The sequence below is a fragment of the Variovorax sp. P4_B11 genome (assembly GCF_056402355.1).
On record NZ_JBFUHO010000009.1, the window covers coordinates 1 to 15,230 of the forward strand.

Consider the following 15,230-nt stretch of genomic DNA (forward strand, 5'->3'; position numbering starts at 1 on the left):
ACGATCACCGCAAAACAACTTCTTGTTTTACGCTTGCTTCGCTGCGATCAGCGGAGCCTTCGATTATGACACGGTTTTTTAAGAACCGGCAAACTTTTTTCGCTTTCTTCGACTCTTGCAATCAACTTCACTCGGAAGTCACTGCAATCACCGTTTTCTGCGGAGCCTTCGATTATGACACAGTTTTTAGAACTTCGTCAAACCCGTAGGCTTTTTTCTTCCCCCGCCGTCTGCTTCGATCACCGCACCACCCAAGGAAAGCACCGCGCCGTCGTTTTCAGCGGAGCCTTCGATCATGACACAGCTTTTGATCGTTGCGCCAGCCTCGAGGGCCTTTTTTCTTTTCTGCCGCCTGGCTTTGGTGACTGCGCCTCCCRCAGGAGGATCAACCACCGAGTCATCTCAGCAGAGCCTTTAATTATGGCACGGTTTTCAGGGTTTTCCCGCCCTTCGACTCTTTTCTGCGAAACGCCCTACTGCCTCGCCGTGCGCGTGTTGGCGGGAAGCGCCTGGGGCCAGCTGGTGCGGAAGGGATTGATGTCCAGCCCGCCGCGCCGCGTGTAGCGCGCGTAGACCGCCAGCTGGGTCGGCTGGCAACGCTTCCAGATGTCCGTGAAGATGCGCTCGGCGCAGGGCTCGTGGAATTCGTTGTGGTTGCGAAAGCTCACTATATAAGCGAGCAGGCCGGCCTGCTCGATCGGCGGGCCGTTGTAGCGGATCTGCACGCTGCCCCAGTCGGGCTGGCCGGTCACCAGGCAATTGCTCTTGAGCAGGCGGCTGCTCAGGGTCTCGGTCACGGGCGGCTGGGTCAGGTCGCTCGACAGCAGTTCGGGGGCCGGCTGGTAGTGCGTGCACTCGATGTCCAGGCGATCGAGATCGAGGCCATCGAGTTCATGGACCGGCTCGAGGTCGAAAGCATCGGGCGCCAGCAGCCTGACCCCGATGCCGGCCGAGCGCTCGCTGCCGCGCCACAAGGCCTCGCCGAGGTCGGTCCGCAAGCGCTCCCGCACCGCCTGCGCATCCGTGAACACGGTGCTGTTGAAGCTGTTCAGATAGAGCTTGAAGGATTTGCTCTCGATGATGTTGGGCGTTTCGCAGGGAATCGTGAAGTGCGCGATCGCCACTTGCGGCTTGCCGCGCGGATTGAGCCAGCTCAGCTCGAAGGCGGTCCAGAGGTCGGCGCCGAAGAATGGCAGCCTGTCGCCAGCGATGCCCATGGCCTCGCGTTGCGCCGCCCGCGGGATCGGGAACAGGAGGCTGGCGTCGTACTGGTCGACGTAGGCGGAAGCACGGCCCAGCTGCGATTGCTCCGGGGTGTTGTCGAGGCTCATGGGCGGCTCTGGGCGTGGTCGAGGAAGGGAAGGATGTGTTGCATGAGGATGTCGACCACCGGCGGCGGAAGGTCGTGGCCCATGCCCGGAATCGAGACGAAGCGGGCACCCGGAATGCGCCGAGCCGAGTCCCGGCCGCAGGCGATCGGCACCAGCGCGTCGGCCTCCCCGTGCAGCACCAGCGCCGGACTGGCGATGCGCGGCAACATCTCGGAACGGTCGCTGTCGGCGACGATCGCGAGCATCTGCCGCACCACGCCGGCCGGCCGATAGGCGCGGCGCATGGCTCGCCGGATGCGATCGGCGACCACTTCATCGTCTTGCGGATAGGCCGGGCTCTGGATCCGCCGCACCATGCTCAGGCTGTGGGCCACCAGCGCCGCCTCGGTCCGGCTCGGCGGGCGCCGCAGCAAGGCAGCCGCGACGTCGGGACGCGGGCCCGGCAGCTTGCGGGCACCGCTCGAGCTCATGATGCTCACCAGGCTGGCCGTGCGCTGCGGCGCACTGGCCGCAAGGCGCTGGGCGATCATGCCGCCCATCGAGGCGCCGACCACGTGGGCGCGCGGGATACCCAGCGCGTCGAGCACGCCGAGCGAGTCGTTGGCCATGTCCTGCAGGCTATAGGCCGAGCGCACCGGCAGCCCGATGCGCTGGCGCACGCTCTGCCAGAGCAGGCTGCCGGCACCGGCCTCGTCGAAACCCTGGCTCAGGCCGATGTCGCGGTTGTCATGGCGCACGACCCGGAAGCCCGCATCGACCAGCGCCTGGACGAAATCGTCGGGCCAGCCGATCAGCTGCATGCCGAGTCCCATGACCAGCAGCGCCACCGGCCGCCCTTCCCCGCCGCTGTCCTCGACCTCGATCTGAATCCCGTTGGCTGTGATCTTCATGGCGGCGGCGTCAGGTGAATTCGCGCTCGCGCAGCCACTTGGTCGCGACCCACTTCTCGCCGGCCAGCACCGGCGCGCCGCCGTGCAACGTTCGGGTCGAGGGGTCGGGCCGGTCGTAGCCGAAGAAGACCCCGGTGCCGCGCTTGGGCGCGACTTCGAGGCCGACGTCGGGGAAAGTCGTGGCGCCGCCCTGCTCGGGCTCGTACAGGTACATCACCAGCGTCGCCACGCGCTGGCCGCCCCGGCGCAGGATGGTCGGCGTGCCGGGCTCGGCCGGATCGAAGTAGTCGTAGTGCGGGCGATACTGGGCGCCCGGCGCATAGCGCAGCACCTGCAGGCCCTCGCCGAATTCGACCGGCCATCGAAGCAGCGTCGAGATGCGCTGCTCGAGACGGGCGACGATGGGGTTCTCGCCGCGCTCGAAGAACATGCCGTCGCTGGTCCGATCGATATTGAGCGCTTCGCCACCGGTCTGCGTCTCGACGGTGAGCGAGCGCGCGAGGCGCTGGCGCGCGGCAGCGATCAGGCCTTCGCATTCCTCGTCGGACAGCAGGTCGCCGAAGACGATGACCCGCGGATGGCGCATCGTCTGCAGCACTTGCACGCGGCGATCGCCGGCGTCGACATAGAGCGGGGAGGCCGACAGGTCGGGGCCCGGCAGGCCGGGGCGGGAAGGATCCGCGGCGGGCTCGGCCGCACCTTGCACCTCGATGCCCAGCAAGGCGGCATCGGCGGCATCGTCATGCCAGCCGGCGGCGCGCATCGAAGCGCGCAGGCTCGGCACCGAATGACCGGCCGCGAGCTGGGCCGCGACCCATTCGCGCAGCTCGGGGCTGATGGCCTGGCCGGTCATGCGGGCCTCCGCCGGAACACCATCCGATCCGGCTTCGACGCCGCGGCGTCGAAGGCATAGCCCTCGAGGTCGAAATTCTCCAGCGACCTGGGCGTGGCCGCCTTGTGCAGTGCGGCCCAGCGCGCCATCAGGCCGCGCGCCCGCTTGGCGAAGAAGCTGATGATCTTGTAGCGTCCAGGATCGCCCTTGGCACCCGTCCCAGCCTTCCATTCCTCGAACACGCACTCGACCACGCGGGCCTTGAGCACCCGCTGGTCGACCGACTTGAAATACTCCTGGGAGGCCAGATTGATGACCACCGGCGTGCGGTCGGCGGCCAGCCGCCCGTTGAGATGCTCCGCGATGCGCGGTCCCCAGAAGGCATAGAGATCCTTGCCGTGGCGGTTCTCGAGTTGCGTGCCCATCTCGAGCCGGTAGGGCTGCAGCAGATCGAGCGGGCGCAGCACGCCATAGAGGCCGCTGAGGATGCAGACGTGCGCCTGCGCCCAGGCCAGCTGCCCGGCATCGAGGGACTTGGCGTCGAGCCCGCCGTAGACGTCGCCGTCGAAGGCCAGCGCGGCCTGTTTCGCATTCTTCGCACTGCCCTTCGAAGCCCAGGCCGCATAGCGCGCCACATTGAGCGCCGACAGCTTGTCCGACAGGTGCATGAGTTCGGCGATCTCCTGTGGCGATTTCTCGCGCAGGATCCGGATCAGTTCGGCTGCGGGGCTCTTCGGGCCTTCGAAGCGGGCTTGCGTGGCAGGCACCGTCTCGGGCACCGGCGTGTCGTAGTCGAGTGACTTGGCAGGGGAAAGCAGGAACAGCATCGTCGAATTATCGGCCGCCCGCGCCAAAGGCCGCGGCCCGGTATAGAGTGCGCCTGCATTCTCAACCCCATTCGTCTGGAGATCCGCGATGAAGGCTGCTTCCCTGTGCCGAACCGCTGCATTCGTGCTGGCGGCCAGCTGTGCCGGCACGGCGTTCTGGAGCCCGACCGCGGCCCATGCCGCGGCGCCGCTCGCCAAGGAACCGGCGCCGGGCTTCTACCGCGTGATGGTCGGCGATTTCCAGGTCACGGCCCTTTCGGACGGCACGGTCGCGCTGCCGGTGGACCAGTTGCTGACTCGCACCACCCCGGCCCAGGTGAAGAAGATCCTGGCCCGCTCCTACCTTCAGAGCCCTCTGGAAACCTCCGTGAACGGCTATCTGATCAACACCGGCAGCAAGCTGGTGCTGGTGGACACCGGTGCGGCGGGCCTGTTCGGGCCCACCCTGGGCAAGCTGGTGGCCAACCTGAAGGCGGCCGGCTACCAGCCCGAGCAGGTCGATGAGATCTACATCACCCACTTCCACCCGGACCACATCGGCGGCCTGATGGCGGGCGACAAGCCGGCCTTCCCCAACGCGACCGTGCGCGCCGACCAGCACGATGCCGATTTCTGGCTCAGCCAGGCCAACATGGACAAGGCGCCGGCCGACGCCAAGGACTTCTTCCGGGGCGCGATGGCGTCGCTGAATCCGTACATCGCGGCCGGCAAGTTCAAGCCCTTCGACGGCGACACCGAACTGATGCCCGGTATCCGGGCCCAGGCCGCCCGCGGCCATACGGCCGGCCACAGCCTCTTCGTCGCCGAGAGCAAGGGCCAGAAGATCGTCTTCTGGGGCGACCTGATGCACGTCGCGGCGGTCCAGTTCGAGAACCCCTCGGTCACGATCCAGTTCGACACCGACTCCAAGGCGGCCGCGGCACAGCGCCGCAAGGCCTTTGCCGACGCCGCCCGCCAGGGCTACCTGGTGGCGGGTGCCCACCTGCCCTTCCCCGGCATCGGCCGCCTGCGGGCTCAGGGCTCGGGCTACGTCTGGCTGCCGGTGAACTACGCGCCGCCGCAGTGAGCACGGCGCCCGCGCAGTCGAATAAAATCCCCTGACCTTCACCCCCACAAGCGGCATCCTGCGGGATGCCGTTCGTCTTTTGCAACGCCATGAGCGACACCCTGCCCCAACCCGGCCTCGAGAGCCTTTCCAAATCCTTCGAACCCGTTGCCATCGAGGCGCACTGGGGACCCGAATGGGAGCGCCGCGGCTACGCCGCCGCCGGCTACCGCGGGACGCAGAAGCCCAAGGAAGGCGCGTCCTCGTTCGCGATCCAGCTGCCGCCGCCGAACGTCACCGGCACGCTGCACATGGGCCACGCGTTCAACCAGACCATCATGGACAGCCTGGCGCGCTACCACCGCATGGCCGGCGCCAACACGCTGTGGGTGCCGGGCACCGACCACGCGGGCATCGCGACCCAGATCGTGGTCGAGCGCCAGTTGCAGGAGCAGAAGATCAGCCGCCACGACCTGGGGCGCAAGAACTTCGTCGCCCGGGTCTGGGAATGGAAGCAGCAGTCTGGCAACACCATCACCCAGCAGATGCGCCGCATGGGCGACACGGTGGACTGGAGCCGCGAATACTTCACGATGGACGAAGACCTGTCGAAGGTCGTCACGCAGACCTTCGTGCAGCTGTATGAGGAAGGGCTGATCTACCGCGGCAAGCGGCTGGTCAACTGGGATCCGGTGCTGAAGACCGCGGTCAGCGACCTCGAAGTCGAGAGCGAGGAGGAAGACGGCTTCCTCTGGCACATCGCCTATCCGCTGGAAGACGGCTCGGGCACGCTCACGGTCGCGACCACGCGGCCCGAGACCATGCTCGGCGACACCGCGGTGATGGTCCATCCCGAGGACGAGCGCTACAAGCACCTGATCGGCCAGCGCGTGAAGCTGCCGCTGGCCGACCGGCTGATCCCGGTGATCGCCGACGACTACGTCGACCGCGAATTCGGCACCGGTGTCGTCAAGGTCACGCCGGCGCACGACCCGAACGACTATGCCGTGGGCCAGCGCCACAAGCTCGAGAACCTCTGCGTGCTGACGCTGGACGCCACCATCAACGACAACGCCCCGGAGAAATACCGCGGGCTCGATCGCTTCGTCGCCCGCAAGGCCGTGGTGGCCGATCTCGAGGCGCTGGGCCTGCTGGTCGACACGAAGAAGCACAAGCTCATGGTGCCGCGCTGCGCCCGCACCGGCGCGGTGGTCGAGCCGATGCTGACCGACCAGTGGTTCGTCGCCATGAGCAAGCCCGACGCCAACGGCCAGTCGATCGCCCAGAAGGCGATCGAAGCCGTGCGCTCGGGCGAGGTCAGCTTCGTGCCCGAGAACTGGGTCAACACCTACAACCACTGGATGGAGAACATCCAGGACTGGACCATCTCGCGCCAGCTTTGGTGGGGCCACCAGATCCCAGCCTGGTACGACGCCGAGGGCAAGGTCTACGTGGCGCGCAGCGAGGAAGAGGCGCAGGCCCAGGCACCGGGCAAGACGCTCGTGCGCGACGAGGATGTGCTCGACACCTGGTACTCGTCGGCGCTGATTCCGTTCTCGTCGCTGGGCTGGCCCGCGAAGACCGAAGACCTGGATCTTTACCTGCCCTCGACCGTGCTGGTCACGGGCTACGACATCATCTTCTTCTGGGTCGCCCGGATGATCATGATGACCAAGCACTTCACGGGCAGGGTGCCGTTCAGGCACGTCTACATCCACGGCCTGGTGCGCGACTCGCACGGCAAGAAGATGAGCAAGTCCGAGGGCAACGTGCTCGACCCGGTCGACCTGATCGACGGCATTGCACTGCCCGAGCTGCTCGACAAGCGCACCCAGGGCCTGCGCAAGCCCGAGACGGCGCCGGCGGTGCGCAAGAACACGCAGAAGGAGTTCCCGGACGGCATCCCGGCCTTCGGCGCCGACGCGCTGCGCTTCACCTTCGCCTCGCTGGCCTCGCTGGGCCGCAACATCAACTTCGACGCCAAGCGCTGCGAGGGTTACCGCAACTTCTGCAACAAGCTCTGGAACGCCACCCGCTTCGTGCTGATGAACTGCGAAGGCCAGGACTGCGGCCTGCGCGAGCACACCAAGGAAGAATGCGCGGTCGGCGGCCCGGCCCACGGCTACCTGAAGTTCAGTCAGGCCGACCGCTGGATCAGCTCGAAGCTGCAGCGCGTCGAGGCCGAGGTGGCCAGGGGCTTCGAGGAGTACCGGCTCGACAACGTCGCCAATGCGATCTACCAGTTCGCCTGGGACGAGTTCTGCGACTGGTACCTCGAGATTGCCAAGGTCCAGATCCAGCAGGGCGATGCGGCCCAGCAGCGCGCCACGCGCCGCACGCTGATCCGCACGCTCGAGACCCTGCTACGCCTGGCGCACCCGGTGATCCCCTTCATCACCGAGGAACTCTGGCAGAAGGTGGCGCCGGTGGCCGGCCGCGCGGGCGAGTCGGTCATGATCGCCGCCTACCCGAAGAGCCAGCCCGAGAAGATCGACGAGGCCGCCGAGGCCCACGTGGCACGGCTCAAGTCGCTGGTCGACGCCTGCCGCACGCTGCGCGGCGAAATGAACGTCTCGCCCGCCACCCGCATGCCGCTGTACGCGGTGGCCGACGATGCCGCCAGCAGCGCCTTCCTGCGCGACGCGGCGCCGGTGCTGCAGGCGCTGGCCAAGCTCAAGGAGGTGAAGGTGTTCGACGACGCGGCGGCCTGGTCGGCCGCGGCCGAGGCAGCGCCGGTGGCGGTGGTCGGTTCGGCGCGCATCTGCCTGCACATGGAAATCGACAAGGCCGCGGAAAAGGCCCGGATCGGCAAGGAGCTTGCGCGAATCGAGGGCGAAATCGCCAAGGTGAATGCCAAACTCGGCAACGAGGCCTTCGTCGCCAAGGCGCCACCTGCGGTGATCGAGCAGGAGCGCAAGCGGCTGACGGACTTCAGCGTCACGCTCGATCGGCTGCGCGACCAGCTTGTCCGCCTCGGCTGACAGACTGGCGGCAGCCGCGGCCTTTAGTATCCCGGGTGGGCGCCTCGCGGTGCCCACCTCCCCCCTTTCATCCTCCAGATCAGACGAAAGCCCATGTCCCACACTTCGACGCGCATTCGCAAGGCCGTGTTTCCCGTAGCAGGCTTTGGCACCCGATTCCTACCGGCCACCAAGGCCCAGCCCAAGGAAATGCTGCCGGTGGTGGACAAGCCGCTGATCCAGTATGCGGTCGAAGAGGCCTATGCCGCGGGCATCCGCGACATGATCTTCGTCACCGGCCGCAACAAGCGCGCCATCGAGGACCACTACGACACCGCCTACGAGCTCGAATCGCAGCTCGAGGCCAGCGGCAAGGTCGAACTGCTCAACATCGCCCGCTCGGTGATGCCCGAGGACATGACCTGTTCCTACGTGCGCCAGCCGCGCATGCTGGGCCTGGGCCACGCGGTGCTGTGCGCCGAGCACCTGATCGGCGACGAGCCCTTCGCAGTGCTGCTGGCCGATGACCTGATGGTCGGCCCGGCCAACGGCGAACCGGTGCTGGCCCAGATGACGCGGGTCTTCGATCGCCTCGGCGGCTCCCTGCTGGCCGTGCAGGAGGTGCCCCTGGCGCACGTCAAGCGCTACGGCATCGTGGCCGGCGACACGGTCGAGTCCGGGCTGGTCAAGGTCAATCGCATGGTCGAGAAGCCCAAGCCCGAGGAGGCGCCCTCGCGCCTGGGCGTCGCCGGCCGCTACATCCTCACGCCGGGCGTGTTTGCCGAGATCCGCAACCAGCCCAAGGGCGCCGGCGGCGAGATCCAGCTGACCGACGGCATCGCCGCGCTGATGAAGAAGGAATCGGTGCACGCCTTTTCCTACGAGGGCACGCGCTACGACTGCGGCAGCAAGGAGGGCTTCCTGCAGGCCACGGTCGAGCTGGCCCTGGCACACCCGGAAGTGGGTGCGTCGTTCCGCGACTACCTCAAGAGCCTGGCGCTCTAGGCGAATCGAACAACGGCGTCAGGAAKCGCACGACCTCCGCATCGCTGATCGGCGTCAGCTTGAGGCCGAAAGCCTCGTTGAGGCGTGCCACCAGCGATTGCGCCCACAGGGTGTTCAAGGCCACGCCGGGATGGAGGTCCGCCACCATGGCGTTGTGCGGCTCGTCGCCGGCGGTGTTCGTGATGCGCAACGCCGATCCGATCGACACCGTCCTGTAGGCGGGCTTGCCCTTTGCGTCTCGCCCGCCCCATCGTTCGTCGAACCAGGCGAAATCGTCAAAAAAGGCCAGGCGCGGATCGCCCTTGGCCAAGCCTCGGACAGCGCCGTTGAAGGCATCGAGCGCCGTCCTGATGTTGGCGGTTTCAGCGGCCGACTGCCAACGATCGAACTTGTCGGGGTCGTCCGCCGTGTTGGTGATCCCGACCAGCAGGATGCGAGTCTTTGGGTGGGACGCATGGATCAGCGCGACGGCGCGGCCGATCTGCTCGGTGCAGTAGGCCGTGACAGACCGCGGTTCGGCCGCGGACGGGTCACGCGCCTGCAGATCGACAAGGCCGCTCCAGTTGTTGAGACCGACCCGGATCACGACCACGCCGCGGCTCCATCGCTTCGGATCCTTGTCCATCAACGCCACCAGCGGCGGCGCTTGGTGCCGTCGACCCTCCATGAGGTCGTAGCAGGTGGCGCCGGAGTTGGCGAAGTTGTAGAGGTAATCTTCCTTCTTCGGCGCCCGCCCCCCCTCGCGCCCAATCCATTCGAGCGACTGTGCCACCGCCGCGGAACGCCCCCAGCGCCCCCAGGGCCCGAGGTCAAGTTCCTGGCCGCGCAGCCGGGCCAGCACCTCCGTCCATTGAAAGGTTCGGCCGCGCAAGGCCCCGCCGCGCTCGGGCGAGCCGTCGGGAAAAGCGATGCGATCCTGGTAGGAGTGGCTGTTCGAATCGCCCAGCACGGCAAGCGGAATCGCAGCGGAGGGCGCAGCGGCATCGCCAACGTTAGAAGCCATTCCATCGCTCCAGCGGATCAAGACGAACACGACGGCCAGCAACGCCAGCGAGGAGGCCCCGAGGGCCACGCGAATGCCTCGTCTCATGGCGCCTCGCATGGGTCAGCGGCGCCGCAGCACGTGGATGAAATCGCCGCCGACCGTCTGCTGGTCGACCAGGTCGTTGCCGGTCTGGCGGGCGAATGCCTGGAAATCGCGCACCGACCCCGCATCGGTCGACACCACCTTCAGCAGCTCGCCGCTGTGCATCTCGTTGAGCGCCTTCTTGGCCTTCAGGATGGGCAGGGGGCAGTTGAGGCCGCGGGTATCGAGCTCTTTATGGATTTGCATGGCCGTTCCTTGAGACTGCGGCGATTTTAGGAGGCTGGCCGCGGCCACTCGATGAATTCGGGTTCATGACCCCGCGTGCGAAGCCAGTCGGCCAACGCGTAGCCCGTGCCCGCGGGCCAGCAGCGCAGCGCGGGCAGGTCGTAGAGCCGATAGTCCACCAGCTCGGGCGAGAGCCGCACCTCGCCGTCGGCGACGGCATGGAAGGCGATGATGATCTGGTTCATGCGCTGGAAATCGTAGACACCCACCAGGTTCAACTCGCTCGCATCGAGATTGGTCTCTTCCTTGATCTCGCGCGCGATGCCTTCCTGGGGCGTCTCGCCGGCCTCCATGAAGCCGGTGATCAGTGCATACATCTTGTGCGGCCAGGCCGCATTGCGTGCCAGCAGCACCTGGCCGCGGTATTCGATGATCGCGGCCAGCACCGGCGTCGGGTTGTTCCAGTGCGTCCAGCCGCAGGCCGGACAGCGCAGGCGCGACTTCGGGCCGCCATCCTCGGCGAGTTCGATGTGAGTCAGCGGCGTGGCGCAGTCGGCGCAGAACTTGGGTTGGGGCATGATTCTTCTCAAGCCGGAAAGACACCCGTCGACAGGTAGCGATCGCCCCGGTCGCACACCACGAAGACGATGGTCGCGTTCTCGACCGTCCTGGCGATCTCGAGCGCCACCCAGAGCGCGCCCGCGGCCGAGATGCCGCCGAAGATGCCCTCCTCGCGCGCCAGCCGGCGGCACATCTCCTCGGCGTTGTCCTGGCTCACGTTGACCACCTGGTCGACCCGGCTCGGTTCGTAGATCTTCGGCAGGTACTCCTGCGGCCACTTGCGGATGCCCGGGATGCGCGAGCCTTCGTCCGGCTGGGCGCCGACGATGCGCACCGCCGGGTTCTTCTCCTTCAGGAACCTGGACACGCCGGTGATGGTCCCGGTGGTGCCCATCGCGCTCACGAAGTGCGTGATGCGCCCGCCGGTGTCGGCCCAGATCTCGGGGCCGGTGGTCTCGTAGTGGATGCGCGGATTGTCGGGATTGGCGAACTGGTCGAGCACCCGGCCCTTGCCCTGCTGCATCATCTGCTCGGCAAGATCGCGCGCGTACTCCATGCCGCCGCTCTTCGGGGTCAGCATGAGTTCGGCGCCGAAGGCCTTCATGGTCTGGGCGCGCTCGACCGACAGGTCCTCCGGCATGATCAGGACCATGCGGTAGCCCTTGATGGCCGCCGCCATCGCCAGCGCGATGCCGGTGTTGCCGGAGGTCGCCTCGATCAGGGTGTCGCCGGGCTTGATCTCGCCGCGCTCCTCGGCGCGCTTGATCATCGACAGGGCCGGCCGGTCCTTGACCGATCCGGCCGGGTTGTTGCCTTCGAGCTTGCCGAGAATCACGTTGCCGCGCTGCGCATTGGCTGCCGCGTCGATGCGCTGCAGCGTGACCAGCGGCGTCTTCCCAATCGCGTCTTCAATCGTCGGATATTGCATGGAGCCACTGTGCCATAATTTTGGGCTGCCTTCCTTCCGTGCCCGGGTGGTGAAATTGGTAGACGCAGGGGACTCAAAATCCCCCGCCGCAAGGCGTGCCGGTTCGATTCCGGCCCCGGGCACCATGGGTCGCGCCATGAATCCCCGCACGCGCGCGGGTCGCATTCGCGCATTGGCCGCGAACGCTTAAATCTTGTGGCCTAGAAGACGGGCCCCCGCCACCAGTCAACGAATACTTAGGGCCACTTTCTCGAGGCAAGGCCCGCCTGTCCCGTACGCCGTCAGTGATATTGCACTTCATTGCGAGCCGAGTAGATTCGCCCTCGAAGGCCGGCTGTTGGCCCTCACTTTCGAAGACCCCGAATCGCCACCTCGCCTCGCGTCCTCATGCCGCAACCCATTCCAAAGCCAGCCCCGTGTGCATCGGAAGGATGGATGCGACGCCACGACGAGATCGTCGGCGCGTCGGCGGCTCACCAGCGGATGGTCGCGCAGCTCGAGCGGATCGCAGCGACCGAGGCACCCGCGTTGATCGAGGGCGAGACCGGCTCGGGCAAGGAACTCGCCGCCCGTGTGATCCACTACGGCGGCATGCGCAGCGCCCGGCCCTTCGTGCCCGTCAACTGCGGCGCCTTGCCCGAAACGCTGATCGAATCGGAACTCTTCGGCCACGAGCGCGGCGCCTTCACCGATGCGCGCCAGGCACGCGCCGGTCTGGTCGCCGAAGCCAACGGCGGCACCTTGTTCCTCGACGAGGTCGATGCACTGAGCGGCAAGGCCCAGGTGACGCTGCTGCGCTTCCTTCAGGACCAGCGCTACCGGCCGCTGGGCACGGCACGCGAGCTCAGCACCGATGTCCGGGTGGTGGCTGCCTCCAATCGCCCGCTGGCGGCGCTGGTCGCCCAAGGCGCATTTCGCGCCGACCTGATGTACCGGCTCAAGATCCTCCATCTGGTGCTGCCGCCGCTGCGGGAGCGCGTCGGCGACATCGACCTGCTGGCTTCGCATTTCATCCGCCGCTTCAGCGCCAAGTACGGCTTGCCCGCAAAGACGCTGTCGGCGCAGGAACTCCAATGGCTGCGCAGCCAGGCATGGCCCGGCAACATCCGCGAGCTCGAGAACTGGGTCCATCGGGAGTTCCTGATGGGCGGCGGCATCCCGGTGCGCCATGAGCCGTCGCCGCGGGCAGAGCCCGCGATGGCCGACGAGTGGGACGACAGCGGCCTCGTGCGCTTCCAGCTCGCGAAGGCCGAGGCCGTTCGCCTTTTCGAGCAGGACTACCTGCAGCGCGCGCTGCGCCAGGCCGAGGGCAATGTCACGCGTGCCGCGCAGATGGTCGGCAAGGAGCGGCGCGCCTTCGGCAAGCTGCTGAAGAAATACGGCATCGAGCGCGACGCCGCCTGACGAGGCGCCGGCCCCAACGCCGCGTCACTGCATGTACTCGCTGCCCCCGAGCGGTGCAGTCCGCCTTGGGGCGGCCCTGGGGCCTGCAGCCGGATGTTTCAGCGCTCCGATCGCAGTCCCGTGGCCACGGTCGGATAAAGCAGGCGCACGCGCAGTTCGCGCTTCAACCGCGTGTTGTCGAGCCGCCGCGATTCACCCATGAAGCTCAGCAGCGACAGCGGCAGCTGGGCCTGCGCCTCGTCGCGCGCGATCCGCGGCGGCAGCGGCAGTCCATAGAGACGGGCCGCCAGGTCGATGTAGTCGCCCATCCTGATCTCGCTGTCGTCACTGGCGTGGAACACGCGCTGCGGCCCGCCGCGCCAAAGCGCCGCGACGCAGGTGCGGGCCAGGTCGTCGGCGTGGATGTGGTTGGTGTAGACGTCGTCCTCGGCCCGCAGCACCGGCGTGCCCCGGCGCAGCCGCTCGCGCGGGGTGCCGCCCTCCCGGTCGGGCGCATAGATGCCGGGAATGCGCAGGATCCGCACGGCGACACCGGCGCGGCCCAGCCAGCGCACCGTGCGCTCGGCATCGACGCGGCGATGCGCACGCGGCGTATCGGGCCGCAGCGCGCGCGTCTCCGAAATCCGGGCCCCGCCGCAGTCGCCATAGACACCGCTGGTCGAGCCGTAGACGAAGGCCGAGGGCAGCGATCGCAGCCGCAGGGCGCGTGCCAGCGCCAGGCTGCGCGCATCGCGCCACCATTGCGCGCCCTCTTCGACGCGGGCCGGCGGGGCCAGGTGCAGCACCCGCGTGGCGAGTCCCGAGAGTCGCCGCAGCGAAGCCGGCTGGTCCAGGTCCGCCACGATCGGCGTGATGCCTGCCTGGCGAAGCAGGGACACGCGCCCGGGCGAGGAAGTCAGCGCGACCAGTTGCACGCGGCCCCGCAGCAGCCGGGCCGCGCGAAGCCCGACGTCGCCGCAACCGACCACGAGCACGCGCTCGCGCCGGAAGCGCGAAGGCCTCGCACCGAGGGGGCTGTTGATTGAGGGCAAAATCCGTTCTCCCTTTTGAGCAGAGAACGAAGAATACCCATGACCAGCGCAGCGCCGAGCGAAGCGGGCTTTCAGATCACGGTAGAGCCGAGCGGGCGCCATTTCGCGGCCCTGGCCGACGAGACCATCCTGGCCGCCGGCATCCGCCAGGGCATCGGCCTCCCCTACGGCTGCAAGGACGGCGCCTGCGGGTCCTGCAAGTGCAAGAAGCTGTCGGGCACCGTCAGCCTGGGCCCGCACCAGAGCAAGGCCCTGAGCGCCGAGGAACAGCTGGCCGGCTACGTGCTCACCTGCTGCGCCCGGGCCGAGAGCGACGTGGTGCTCGAATCGCGCCAGGTCACCGAGGCAGGCGCCTTCCCGATCCGCAAGATGCCGGTGCGGGTGCAGGCGCTCGCGAAACAGTCGCACGACGTGATCCTGCTGCGCCTGCAGCTGCCCGCGGGCGAGCCGCTGCAATTCCATGCCGGACAGTACGTGGAGTTCATCCTGCGCGACGGCACGCGTCGCAGCTACTCGATGGCCAACGCGCCCCATACGCTGCAGCAGGCCGGCACCGGTCTCGATCTGCACATCCGGCACCTGCCGGGCGGCAAGTTCACCGACCATGTCTTCGGCGCCATGAAGGAAAAGGAAATCCTGCGCATCGAAGGCCCCTATGGCAGCTTCTTCCTGCGCGAGGACTCCGACAAGCCGCTGATCCTGCTGGCTTCGGGCACCGGCTTCGCGCCGATCAAGGCACTGCTGGAGCACATGAAGTTCAAGGGCATCGAGCGCCCGGCCACCTTGTACTGGGGCGGCCGTCGGCCAGAGGATCTGTACATGGACGACTGGGTGCGCGCCCAGCTGCAGCAGATGCCCAAGCTGCGCTACGTGCCGGTGGTCTCCAACGCGGTGCCCGAGGACGACTGGCACGGCCGCACCGGCTTCGTCCATCGCGCCGTGCTGGAGGACTTCGACGACCTCTCGGGCCACCAGGTCTATGCCTGCGGCGCACCGGTGGTGGTCGACGCCGCCAAGCACGACTATGTCGCGCAGCGCGGCCTGCCGGAAGAAGAGTTCTATGCCGACGCCTTCACCACCGAGGCCGACAAGGCCCTGCCCTGA

At 67.4% G+C, this 15,230-nt stretch carries 14 protein-coding genes and 1 tRNA gene; 6 read left to right on the top strand and 9 right to left on the bottom strand.

Annotation, left to right across the window (positions count from 1 at the left end; all coding sequences use genetic code 11):
- Positions 1-473 precede the first annotated feature (473 nt).
- From queF to yaaA, 4 genes are read right to left on the bottom strand one after another with little or no spacing between them, the layout of a single operon-like run.
- On the bottom strand, positions 474-1,331 hold the full coding sequence (gene queF, locus AC1DYD_RS11240) for an NADPH-dependent 7-cyano-7-deazaguanine reductase QueF (protein WP_478172818.1): 858 nt from the start codon (positions 1,329-1,331) through the stop codon (positions 474-476).
- On the bottom strand, positions 1,328-2,221 hold the full coding sequence (locus AC1DYD_RS11245) for an alpha/beta fold hydrolase (RefSeq protein ID WP_478172819.1): 894 nt from the start codon (positions 2,219-2,221) through the stop codon (positions 1,328-1,330). Before AC1DYD_RS11245 ends, queF begins: the two co-directional genes overlap by 4 nt.
- Positions 2,222-2,231: 10 nt before the next feature.
- On the bottom strand, positions 2,232-3,074 hold the full coding sequence (locus AC1DYD_RS11250; protein ID WP_478172820.1) for a 2OG-Fe(II) oxygenase: 843 nt from the start codon (positions 3,072-3,074) through the stop codon (positions 2,232-2,234).
- Positions 3,071-3,880 carry a peroxide stress protein YaaA gene (gene yaaA, locus AC1DYD_RS11255; RefSeq protein WP_478172821.1) on the bottom strand — a complete coding sequence of 270 codons (810 nt, stop codon included), beginning with the start codon at positions 3,878-3,880 and terminating at the stop codon, positions 3,071-3,073. The genes AC1DYD_RS11250 and yaaA overlap by 4 nt, the downstream gene beginning before the upstream one ends.
- An 88-nt stretch (positions 3,881-3,968) precedes the next feature.
- Here yaaA and AC1DYD_RS11260 point away from each other — a divergent pair, with 88 nt between their 5' ends.
- From AC1DYD_RS11260 to galU, 3 genes are all read left to right on the top strand, one after another.
- Positions 3,969-4,946, top strand: coding sequence for an MBL fold metallo-hydrolase (locus AC1DYD_RS11260; RefSeq protein ID WP_478172822.1), 978 nt, complete (start codon positions 3,969-3,971; stop codon positions 4,944-4,946).
- Positions 4,947-5,035: 89 nt separating this feature from the next.
- Positions 5,036-7,906, top strand: a complete 2,871-nt coding sequence (locus tag AC1DYD_RS11265; RefSeq protein WP_478172823.1) for a valine--tRNA ligase — start codon at positions 5,036-5,038, stop codon at positions 7,904-7,906.
- 93 nt (positions 7,907-7,999) lie between these two features.
- Positions 8,000-8,890 carry a UTP--glucose-1-phosphate uridylyltransferase GalU gene (gene galU, locus AC1DYD_RS11270; protein WP_478172824.1) on the top strand — a complete coding sequence of 297 codons (891 nt, stop codon included), beginning with the start codon at positions 8,000-8,002 and terminating at the stop codon, positions 8,888-8,890.
- Here the strand turns inward: galU and AC1DYD_RS11275 are convergent.
- From AC1DYD_RS11275 to cysM, 4 genes are read right to left on the bottom strand one after another with little or no spacing between them, the layout of a single operon-like run.
- Positions 8,871-9,980 (bottom strand): SGNH/GDSL hydrolase family protein, encoded by a 1,110-nt coding sequence (locus AC1DYD_RS11275; RefSeq protein WP_478172825.1) that lies wholly within the window; start codon positions 9,978-9,980, stop codon positions 8,871-8,873. The two genes, galU and AC1DYD_RS11275, sit on opposite strands and share 20 nt — an antisense overlap.
- A 15-nt stretch (positions 9,981-9,995) precedes the next feature.
- Entirely contained in the window at positions 9,996-10,223 is a 228-nt protein-coding gene (locus AC1DYD_RS11280) for a sulfurtransferase TusA family protein (RefSeq protein WP_478172826.1), read from the bottom strand.
- Positions 10,224-10,249: 26 nt separating this feature from the next.
- Positions 10,250-10,780: an NUDIX domain-containing protein gene (locus AC1DYD_RS11285; RefSeq protein WP_478172827.1), complete on the bottom strand. Its 531-nt coding sequence runs from the start codon at positions 10,778-10,780 to the stop codon at positions 10,250-10,252.
- 8 nt (positions 10,781-10,788) lie between these two features.
- The gene (cysM, locus tag AC1DYD_RS11290; RefSeq protein WP_478172828.1) at positions 10,789-11,691 is read right to left on the bottom strand and encodes a cysteine synthase CysM; all 903 of its coding nucleotides are present in this window, start codon (positions 11,689-11,691) and stop codon (positions 10,789-10,791) included.
- 40 nt (positions 11,692-11,731) lie between these two features.
- Between cysM and AC1DYD_RS11295 the strand changes: the two genes are divergently transcribed.
- Positions 11,732-11,816: transfer RNA gene (locus AC1DYD_RS11295), tRNA-Leu, on the top strand.
- A gap of 310 nt (positions 11,817-12,126) precedes the next feature.
- A complete protein-coding gene (locus AC1DYD_RS11300) occupies positions 12,127-13,095 on the top strand; it encodes a sigma-54 interaction domain-containing protein (RefSeq protein WP_478172829.1) in 969 nt (322 codons plus the stop codon).
- A gap of 98 nt (positions 13,096-13,193) precedes the next feature.
- On the opposite strand, the gene AC1DYD_RS11305 is transcribed toward AC1DYD_RS11300, so the two are convergent.
- A complete protein-coding gene (locus AC1DYD_RS11305; protein WP_478172830.1) occupies positions 13,194-14,126 on the bottom strand; it encodes an NAD-dependent epimerase/dehydratase family protein in 933 nt (310 codons plus the stop codon).
- 39 nt (positions 14,127-14,165) lie between these two features.
- Here AC1DYD_RS11305 and AC1DYD_RS11310 point away from each other — a divergent pair, with 39 nt between their 5' ends.
- A complete protein-coding gene (locus tag AC1DYD_RS11310; RefSeq protein WP_478172831.1) occupies positions 14,166-15,230 on the top strand; it encodes a CDP-6-deoxy-delta-3,4-glucoseen reductase in 1,065 nt (354 codons plus the stop codon).

Bases quoted from the DNA above. Each gene is read 5' to 3' on its own strand.
- AC1DYD_RS11250 (WP_478172820.1), bottom strand. From the start codon at position 3,074: ATGACCGGCCAGGCCATCAGCCCCGAGCTGCGCGAATGGGTCGCGGCC.
- AC1DYD_RS11300 (WP_478172829.1), top strand. From the start codon at position 12,127: ATGCGACGCCACGACGAGATCGTCGGCGCGTCGGCGGCTCACCAGCGG.
- AC1DYD_RS11280 (WP_478172826.1), bottom strand. From the start codon at position 10,223: ATGCAAATCCATAAAGAGCTCGATACCCGCGGCCTCAACTGCCCCCTG.
- AC1DYD_RS11285 (WP_478172827.1), bottom strand. From the start codon at position 10,780: ATGCCCCAACCCAAGTTCTGCGCCGACTGCGCCACGCCGCTGACTCAC.
- AC1DYD_RS11310 (WP_478172831.1), top strand. From the start codon at position 14,166: ATGACCAGCGCAGCGCCGAGCGAAGCGGGCTTTCAGATCACGGTAGAG.
- galU (WP_478172824.1), top strand. From the start codon at position 8,000: ATGTCCCACACTTCGACGCGCATTCGCAAGGCCGTGTTTCCCGTAGCA.
- queF (WP_478172818.1), bottom strand. From the start codon at position 1,331: ATGAGCCTCGACAACACCCCGGAGCAATCGCAGCTGGGCCGTGCTTCC.
- yaaA (WP_478172821.1), bottom strand. From the start codon at position 3,880: ATGCTGTTCCTGCTTTCCCCTGCCAAGTCACTCGACTACGACACGCCG.
- cysM (WP_478172828.1), bottom strand. From the start codon at position 11,691: ATGCAATATCCGACGATTGAAGACGCGATTGGGAAGACGCCGCTGGTC.
- AC1DYD_RS11265 (WP_478172823.1), top strand. From the start codon at position 5,036: ATGAGCGACACCCTGCCCCAACCCGGCCTCGAGAGCCTTTCCAAATCC.
- AC1DYD_RS11245 (WP_478172819.1), bottom strand. From the start codon at position 2,221: ATGAAGATCACAGCCAACGGGATTCAGATCGAGGTCGAGGACAGCGGC.
- AC1DYD_RS11260 (WP_478172822.1), top strand. From the start codon at position 3,969: ATGAAGGCTGCTTCCCTGTGCCGAACCGCTGCATTCGTGCTGGCGGCC.